The organism is Magnetospirillum molischianum DSM 120, assembly GCF_000294655.1.
In the GTDB taxonomy this organism is placed as follows: domain Bacteria; phylum Pseudomonadota; class Alphaproteobacteria; order Rhodospirillales; family Magnetospirillaceae; genus Phaeospirillum; species Phaeospirillum molischianum.
Genome location: NZ_CAHP01000026.1, coordinates 80,267 through 87,800 on the forward strand (window position 1 = coordinate 80,267; position 7,534 = coordinate 87,800).

Here is a 7,534-nt window from a genome sequence, read left to right on the forward strand (position 1 = left end):
CCGGAAGGGGGTCGCGGGGCGGCTGCGCAGACAGCAGAGCCCCGGGGATCTGCCGAGCAGGAATGAGGATGACATGAGCAAAGTTATCGGCATCGACCTGGGCACCACGAATTCGTGCGTCGCCGTGATGGAAGGCAAGACAGCCAAGGTCATTGAAAACGCCGAGGGCATGCGCACGACCCCGTCGATGGTGGCTTTTACCGAATCTGGTGAACGACTGGTCGGCCAGCCGGCCAAGCGCCAGGCGGTTACGAATCCCGCCAACACCCTGTTCGCGATTAAGCGCCTGATCGGTCGTCGTTACGAAGATCCGATCACCAAGAAAGACGCCAACCTCGTCCCCTATAACATCGTGGCGGGCGATAACGGCGACGCATGGGTCGAAGCTCGTGACGCCAAGTACAGCCCCAGCCAAGTGTCGGCCTTTATCCTTCAGAAGATGAAGGAAACCGCCGAAGGCTATCTGGGCGAGAAGGTCACTCAGGCGGTCATCACCGTTCCCGCGTATTTCAACGACGCTCAGCGTCAGGCGACCAAGGATGCTGGCCGCATCGCCGGTCTTGAGGTGCTGCGCATCATCAACGAGCCGACGGCCGCCGCTCTCGCCTATGGTCTGGAGAAGAAGGGTGCCGGTATCGTCGCGGTCTATGACCTGGGCGGCGGCACCTTCGACGTGTCGGTGCTGGAAATCGGCGACGGCGTGTTCGAAGTCAAATCGACCAACGGCGACACCTTCCTGGGCGGTGAAGATTTCGACGCCCGGATCATCGATTACCTCGCCGACGAGTTCAAGAAAGAGCAGGGCATCGACCTGCGCAAGGATCGGCTGGCGCTTCAGCGTCTGAAGGAAGCGGCGGAAAAGGCCAAGATCGAGCTGTCGTCCTCGATGCAGACCGAGGTCAACCTCCCCTTCATCACCGCCGATGCCTCGGGCCCGAAGCACCTCAACATCAAGTTGACCCGTGCCAAGCTCGAAGCCCTGGTCGAGGATCTGGTCGCCCGCACCATCGAGCCGTGCAAGGCCGCTCTGAAGGACGCCGGTGTTAAGGCCAGCGAGATCGACGAAGTGATCCTGGTCGGCGGCATGACCCGCATGCCCAAGATTCAGGAAGTGGTGAAGGAATTCTTTGGCCGCGAGCCGCACAAGGGCGTCAACCCGGATGAAGTCGTCGCCATCGGCGCCGCGATCCAGGGCGGCGTGCTGAAGGGCGAGGTCAAGGACGTTCTTCTGCTCGACGTTACCCCGCTGTCGCTCGGTATCGAGACCCTGGGTGGCGTGTTCACCCGCCTGATCGACCGCAACACCACCATCCCGACCCGCAAGAGCCAGGTGTTCTCGACCGCCGAGGACAACCAGACCGCCGTCACCATCCGCGTCTTCCAGGGCGAGCGCGAGATGGCTGCCGACAACAAGATGCTGGGTCAGTTCGATCTGGTTGGCATTCCGGCCGCGCCGCGCGGCGTGCCCCAGGTCGAGGTCACGTTCGACATCGACGCCAACGGTATCGTCAATGTCCAGGCCAAGGACAAGGCCACCGGCAAGGAACAGCAGATCCGTATCCAGGCTTCGGGCGGTCTGTCCGATTCCGACATCGAAAAGATGGTCAAGGATGCCGAGGCTCATGCCGCCGAGGACAAGAAGCGCAAGGAACTGATCGAGGCCCGCAATCAGGCCGACTCGCTGGTTCACTCCACCGAGAAGAGCCTGAAGGAATTCGGCGATAAGGCTCCCGCCGATCTGAAGGCTGAGGTCGAGCGCGACATCGCTGCGGTGCGTGCCGAGCTGGAAAGCGAGGACGCCGCCGCTCTGAAGGCTCGCACCGAGACTCTGATGCAAAGCTCGATGAAGCTGGGCGAGGCGATGTACAAGCAGGCTGGCGACGCGGAAGCGGCCCAGGGCGGTGCCCAGGGTGGAGCCGGTCACGATGAAAAAGTCGTCGATGCCGATTTCGAGGAAGTCGACGGCGACAAAAAGGGCCGCTAATTCGGCTCTATCGTCTCACGGCCGACGGGCGATCCCGTCGGCCGTTCGTTCGCCCCGGCGCCGTCGCTTCCTGTCGATTAAACAGGGAGCGCGGCCGTCTGGGCCTGTACCGGATAGCAAGCGAAGCGCATGAGCAAGCAGGATTACTACGACCTTCTTGGTGTCGGGCGTGGTGCCTCGGCCGACGAGATCAAAAAGGCCTATCGCAAGATGGCCATGCAATTTCATCCCGACCGAAATCCAGGCGATGCTGCGGCCGAGCAGAAATTCAAGGAAATCAACGAGGCCTATGACGTCCTGAAGGACGATCAGAAGCGTTCGGCCTATGACCGTTTCGGCCATGCCGCCTTTGAACAGGGTGGCGGACGCGGCGGGTCCGGCGATTTCGGCTTCGGCGGCGGTTTTGCCGATATCTTCGACGAAATGTTCGGCGAGATGATGGGCGGCGGACGGCGTGGCCAGGCCTCGGGCCGGGGTGCCGACCTGCGTTACGACATGGAAATCTCGCTGGAAGACGCCTTTGCGGGCAAATCGGCGACGATCCGGGTTCCGACTTCGGCGGTCTGCGAGGAATGCAAGGGAACTGGCGGTCGCGACGGTGCCCAGCCGGTGACCTGCTCCACCTGCCACGGTCATGGCAAGGTTCGCAGCCAGCAGGGGTTCTTCACCATCGAGCGCACTTGCCCGACCTGTCAGGGGATGGGCCGGATTATCAAGGATCCCTGCCGCGCGTGTAGCGGTACCGGCCGGGTCCGCAAGGAAAAGCAACTGTCGGTGACGATCCCCGCCGGTGTCGAAGATGGCACTCGTATCCGCTTGGCGGGAGAAGGCGAGGCCGGGATGCGCGGGGCTCCGGCGGGCGATTTGTATATCTTTCTGTCGCTGAAGGCGCACCGGCTGTTCCAGCGCGACGGTGCCAACATCTTCTGCCGGGTGCCGATCCCGATGGTGACGGCGACGCTGGGCGGTACCATCGAAGTGCCGACCATCGACGGCGGCAAGGCCAAGGTGGTGATCCCCGAGGGTACCCAGACCGGGCACCAGTTCCGTCTGCGTGGCAAGGGCATGAGCGTGCTGCGTAGCCCGTCGCGCGGCGACATGTTCATCCAGGCGACGGTCGAGACGCCGGTTAATCTGACTCCTCGCCAGATCGAACTGCTGCGTGAGTTCGAAACCGCTGGAGAAGAGAAAAAAGGCGGCAACTCGCCGGAAAGCCACGGCTTCTTCGCTCGGGTGAAGGAATTCTGGGAAGATCTTAAGGAGGGCTGATTCTGACCCTGGTGCCCCGTCTGCTGCTGGTCATCGCCGATCCTCTGTTGGCCGAAACGGTCGCGGGGCATCTCGGCGCTTCCATGGCGGTGACCCGCGCCGACGATTTTGTCTCCGCGTTGGCGGCGGTCGGGGAGCAGGATCTCGTTTTATTGGACGAAGCTGCCTGGGGCGACGAGAACGAGCCGTGCCGGACTCTTCGCGCGGCCGGAGTTACCTTGCCGCTGGTCTTGCTTGCGGCCGGTGGAGCGGCCAATCCCGACGCCGATCTGGTGATCGCCAAGCCGCTCCGCCTGTCTACCTTGTCGGCCCGTCTGATCGACCTGTTGGCCCGCCGTTCGACCGTAACCGCGATTTGTATCGGGCCGTGGCGGTTCGATCCTGGTCGGCGGCTGCTGGCCGCTGCTGACGATCGGGTGGTGCGGTTGACCGACAAGGAGGCCGCGATTCTGTGCCGTCTTGCCGATGCGGCGGGTAGCGTGGTGATGCGCGAGGATTTGCTTGCCGACGTGTGGGGTTATTCCGCCGACATCGACACCCACACCTTGGAAACCCACATCTATCGTCTGCGCCGCAAGATGGGGGAGGGGGGAGACGAGGATTCTCCTGGCCCACTCCGCACCGAATCCGGTGGCTATCGGCTTATCCTGGGGTAGGGCGCGATTCTTTATTCGCCTGGTACACCGGCCGTGGTGGAATGGACGAAATGCAGCGCCGTGCCGGGGTGAACGACGTCATAGACGGAATGAGCGGCACGGGCCGCTTCGGCAAAGCCGGTAAGGATCAGGCGCAGCTTGCCCGGATAGGTGCAAATGTCGCCGCAGGCGAAGATGCCGGCGCGGTTGGTGGCACCGCTGGCGGGATCGATGGTGACGGCGTGGCCGTCCATCGCGAGGTTCCATCCGGTGACCGGGCCAACATCGCCAGACAAGCCGAAGAAGGCCAACAGAGCGTCGGCGGGGAGTCGTCTCGTCTCGCCCTCCAACGTCGCGACGATCACGGCTTCCAGGTGGCCGTTTTCGCCTTCCAAGGACTGAAGCTGGGTCGGGATCACCAACTCGATGCGCCCTTGCTCAACCAGACGGAGCAATTCCGCTTCGGCACCAGGAGCGGCGCGGAAGCGGGCGCGGCGGTGGACCACACTGACCTTTGCCGCGATCTCGGACAGTGAGATGGCCCAGTCCACGGCCGAATCTCCGCCGCCCGCAATCACGATTCGCTTGTCGCGGAACGCCTCGCGCCTGGGCACGCTATAGAACACGCTGCTGCCTTCGTATTGCTCCAGCCCCTCAAGCGGGGGCCGCTTGGGAGCGAACGCGCCGCCGCCCGAGGCCAGGATCACCGCCCGAGCAACGATCTCCTCGTCATTGCCCAGCCCCATCCGCCAGCGTCCATCCGGCTCGGGGGTCAAGGTGGTGGCGGTGACGCCCAGATGGTACACCGGCTCGAACGGCGCGGCTTGGGCGGCCAATTGCTCAATCAAATGCGATGCCAGGATGCGTGGATGACCCGGAATGTCGTAAATCGGCTTTTCTGGATACAGAGCGGAAAGCTGTCCTCCAGTGTGCCCCAGGGCGTCTACGACATGACAGCGGACCTTGACCATCCCGCACTGAAACACTGCGAACAGACCGACCGGTCCGGCTCCCACCACGACCGCATCGGTTTCATGAACGCGCATCATTTCGATTCCTTCGTCGTTTCCGTTCGTTTCAAATGGCCTCGCGACGACAAAGAAACAAGAGCAAAGGGCATCGTGTCATTTTGACCGTTGCATCCTGTCCAGCCCTGACATACATTGTCGCCCCTTGCTTCTGCGTAGCACCCGTAGCTCAGCTGGATAGAGTACCGCCCTCCGAAGGCGGGGGTCACAGGTTCGAATCCTGTCGGGTGCGCCAAGCTTTCCAATGACTTAGCTTCCATCGTCGGTATCCAGTGTCCCGTCAGTGTCCAGTCTTCATCAGTGGATTGGCCTAGATACGGGTAGACGCTTGCAGACAGAAGCCCGTCAGGGGCGGCCCCGGTCGAGCCGCCCCTGTGGTGTCCGATTCACGATATACAACAGCAGCCGCTTAGAAGGCGGCAGTTCAGGCGTTCAGCTTCCGGCGGCGCGGCGCCGCTCATATTCGGCGTACCAGAGGGTCGAGAACTTCTCCCCGATGTTTTCGAGCTTGGACGCGAGATACTCGATATCTTCCTTTTCCACCTCCCAATCGCTGCTCGCCATGTGGCTCAGAATCCGGCCGATCCTGGGCAGGTCGCAGACCAACGGTTCCATGTCAAAAAAGGTGTCGGCCATGGTCAGGACCTCCCCCCGCCGGATTCCCGGTACGCTTTCGCCCACAGGCTGCACAGTTCCTCGCCGAGGCCAATAAGCTGGCTGCCAATCCAGGCCAGTTCACGGCCCTCAATCTCGTGGCCGGTATCGGCCATGTGCAGCAAGACACGACCGATGCAGGGGATTTCATCGACGTGCTGTTCCATATCCAACAATGACGGCGGAATCGAATGTGTCCGGTTGGTCGCGCTCATGCCGAAACCCTCCGACTGGTGGTGACGCGGACGACGCGGGGCGGGTTGATAGCGCGGGCCAGCCACAGCAGGCCAGCGGCGATCGCGGCGCGGATCGTCATCACCGGCCCTCCCTTTCAGCGGTCGCGATGGCGTTCCAAGCCCGCGACAGGCTGGCGCGGACGCCCGACATTTCGACCGCCAGATCGGAATATCCCAGGTCGGCGAAACGATCAGCGGCGGCGTCTATCTGGTCGTAGAGCCGGGAATAGCGCTCAAAGGTCAGAGGGAAGCGCGAGCGCGGCAAATCACGCAGGGGAACCTGTCGCGTCTTGGCGCCGGGCGCAATTGGAGTATCTTCGGAAGTAGCCATTCTCGAACCTCATGCTTCGGGTTTGGTCAGGCCGGGCGGGGTGTTGGCGCACCCTGTTCGGCCGCTTGATATCGTATCAAGTCGCCACACACTCACACGCATCGTTACGCTATGTCAAGCGCGGTTGATATAATATCAATCACGATGTAGGATGGTGACATGATTACGCCCCAGCAAATACGTGGCGCGCGCGCCATGCTCGGCCTGAAGCAGTCGGAACTTGCCGCGCTGTGCGGGCTCTCCACCACCGGCATCAACAACATTGAACGCGGTGCCTCCGACCCGAAGGCATCAACCCTTGCCGCGATCCGCGCCGCGCTCGAAGCGGCCGGGGTGATCTTCATCGATCAAAATGGCGAGGGACCGGGGGTGCGGCTGCGGCAGCAGGCGGCATGAATTGCAGCAGGGCACCCCTTATTTCTCACGAATGACCACAAGGTTGCGTACTCAGATCAATATGTCAGACAATAATGAGTCGTCCGTGAATAACCCGAAGCCCGTCCTGTCACCTGGGTTTGGGGCTGTGGCGAAGTAATCGAATTTGCCAGATTCGGCGTCGTGTCCCCCCGATTCCCGGCAAATTTCGTATCCCAACCTTGCCCCTTTACGGTGCCCATCGGTTGTGATTCCATTCTCTCAGAGCCGCTCGGGGAGGAGAGATGACGCCGCACAAGAGACCGCCGCAGACCGAGGGCGACCTGTTCCGGTCGCGGCTCGACCAGATCATCAACCTGCGCCACGACTTGGTCCGGCTGGCGGGTTTGGTCGCCTGGGGCTTTTTCGACGAGCGGTTCGCGCCGCTTTACGCGGAAACGGGGCGCCCGGGTGTTCCGACCCGACTGATGGTGGGATTGCACCTGCTCAAGCACATGTACGGCCTCTCTGACGAGGCGGTGTGCGATCGCTGGGTCTGCGATCCGTATTTCCAGTATTTCTGCGGCGAAACCTTCTTCCAGCACGCCCTGCCGGTGGACCGCTCTTCGATGACCCGCTGGCGTCAGCGCATCGGTGCCGATGACCTGTCGGCCCTGGTGCAGGAGAGCCTGGCCGCCGCCCACCGGGCCGGCGCTCTTCAGGCCGAAGACATGGAGCGGGTGACGGTCGATACCACCGTTCAGCCCAAGGCGGTGACCTTCCCGACCGACGCCAAGCTGATGCAGCGGGCCCGGGAAAAGTTGGTGGCGCTGGCCCAAGAGTGGGGCATCGGCCTTCGCCAGAGCTACGCCCGCGTCGGCAAGCGGGCGGCGATGAAGCAGGGCCGCTACGCCCACGCCAAGCAGTTCAACCGGGCGCGCCGCGAATTGCGGCGGCTGAAGACCTATCTGGGGCGGGTGATCCGCGACATCCGCCGCAAGATCGCCGGCAACGAGGCCCTGACCGACGCCTTCAAGCGCCCC

The 7,534-nt window shown here is 62.7% G+C and carries 9 protein-coding genes and 1 tRNA gene; 6 read left to right on the plus strand and 4 right to left on the minus strand.

The features are described from left to right. Positions 1–73: 73 nt before the first annotated feature. The 3 genes from dnaK (at position 74) to PHAMO_RS12050 (ending at position 3,909) form a co-directional block, all read left to right on the plus strand. Entirely contained in the window at positions 74–1,984 is a 1,911-nt protein-coding gene (gene dnaK / locus PHAMO_RS12040) for a molecular chaperone DnaK (RefSeq protein WP_002729700.1), read from the plus strand. Positions 1,985–2,113: 129 nt separating this feature from the next. Beyond that, positions 2,114–3,253, plus strand: coding sequence for a molecular chaperone DnaJ (dnaJ, locus tag PHAMO_RS12045; RefSeq protein WP_002729702.1), 1,140 nt, complete (start codon positions 2,114–2,116; stop codon positions 3,251–3,253). An 11-nt stretch (positions 3,254–3,264) separates the two neighbouring features. Further along, positions 3,265–3,909 carry a response regulator transcription factor gene (locus tag PHAMO_RS12050; protein WP_002729704.1) on the plus strand — a complete coding sequence of 215 codons (645 nt, stop codon included), beginning with the start codon at positions 3,265–3,267 and terminating at the stop codon, positions 3,907–3,909. Positions 3,910–3,920: 11 nt separating this feature from the next. Here the strand turns inward: PHAMO_RS12050 and PHAMO_RS12055 are convergent, their stop codons facing one another. Continuing rightward, on the minus strand, positions 3,921–4,937 hold the full coding sequence (locus PHAMO_RS12055; protein ID WP_002729705.1) for an NAD(P)/FAD-dependent oxidoreductase: 1,017 nt from the start codon (positions 4,935–4,937) through the stop codon (positions 3,921–3,923). Positions 4,938–5,074: 137 nt separating this feature from the next. Here PHAMO_RS12055 and PHAMO_RS12060 point away from each other — a divergent pair. After that, positions 5,075–5,151, plus strand: a tRNA-Arg gene (locus PHAMO_RS12060). Between the two features lie 197 nt (positions 5,152–5,348). Here PHAMO_RS12060 and PHAMO_RS12065 read toward each other — a convergent pair. The 3 genes from PHAMO_RS12065 to PHAMO_RS12075 form a co-directional block, all read right to left on the minus strand. Then, positions 5,349–5,552 carry a hypothetical protein gene (locus PHAMO_RS12065; RefSeq protein WP_040567019.1) on the minus strand — a complete coding sequence of 68 codons (204 nt, stop codon included), beginning with the start codon at positions 5,550–5,552 and terminating at the stop codon, positions 5,349–5,351. Between the two features lie 2 nt (positions 5,553–5,554). Continuing rightward, positions 5,555–5,785 carry a hypothetical protein gene (locus PHAMO_RS12070; protein ID WP_002729708.1) on the minus strand — a complete coding sequence of 77 codons (231 nt, stop codon included), beginning with the start codon at positions 5,783–5,785 and terminating at the stop codon, positions 5,555–5,557. Between the two features lie 100 nt (positions 5,786–5,885). Further along, complete coding sequence (locus PHAMO_RS12075; protein ID WP_002729709.1) at positions 5,886–6,137, minus strand: hypothetical protein; 252 nt, start codon at positions 6,135–6,137, stop codon at positions 5,886–5,888. Positions 6,138–6,296: 159 nt separating this feature from the next. Between PHAMO_RS12075 and PHAMO_RS12080 the strand changes: the two genes are divergently transcribed. Continuing rightward, positions 6,297–6,533, plus strand: coding sequence for a helix-turn-helix domain-containing protein (locus tag PHAMO_RS12080; RefSeq protein ID WP_002729710.1), 237 nt, complete (start codon positions 6,297–6,299; stop codon positions 6,531–6,533). A 263-nt stretch (positions 6,534–6,796) separates the two neighbouring features. Further along, a partial coding sequence (locus PHAMO_RS12085; RefSeq protein ID WP_040567021.1) for an IS5 family transposase occupies positions 6,797–7,534 on the plus strand: 738 nt, incomplete at its 3' end.

What these genes read in the sequence shown, in the direction of transcription:
- PHAMO_RS12070 (WP_002729708.1), bottom strand. Translation starts at nt 5,785, where the DNA reads ATGAGCGCGACCAACCGGACACATTCGATTCCGCCGTCATTGTTGGAT.
- dnaJ (WP_002729702.1), top strand. Translation starts at nt 2,114, where the DNA reads ATGAGCAAGCAGGATTACTACGACCTTCTTGGTGTCGGGCGTGGTGCC.
- PHAMO_RS12080 (WP_002729710.1), top strand. Translation starts at nt 6,297, where the DNA reads ATGATTACGCCCCAGCAAATACGTGGCGCGCGCGCCATGCTCGGCCTG.
- PHAMO_RS12055 (WP_002729705.1), bottom strand. Translation starts at nt 4,937, where the DNA reads ATGATGCGCGTTCATGAAACCGATGCGGTCGTGGTGGGAGCCGGACCG.
- PHAMO_RS12075 (WP_002729709.1), bottom strand. Translation starts at nt 6,137, where the DNA reads ATGGCTACTTCCGAAGATACTCCAATTGCGCCCGGCGCCAAGACGCGA.
- dnaK (WP_002729700.1), top strand. Translation starts at nt 74, where the DNA reads ATGAGCAAAGTTATCGGCATCGACCTGGGCACCACGAATTCGTGCGTC.
- PHAMO_RS12065 (WP_040567019.1), bottom strand. Translation starts at nt 5,552, where the DNA reads ATGGCCGACACCTTTTTTGACATGGAACCGTTGGTCTGCGACCTGCCC.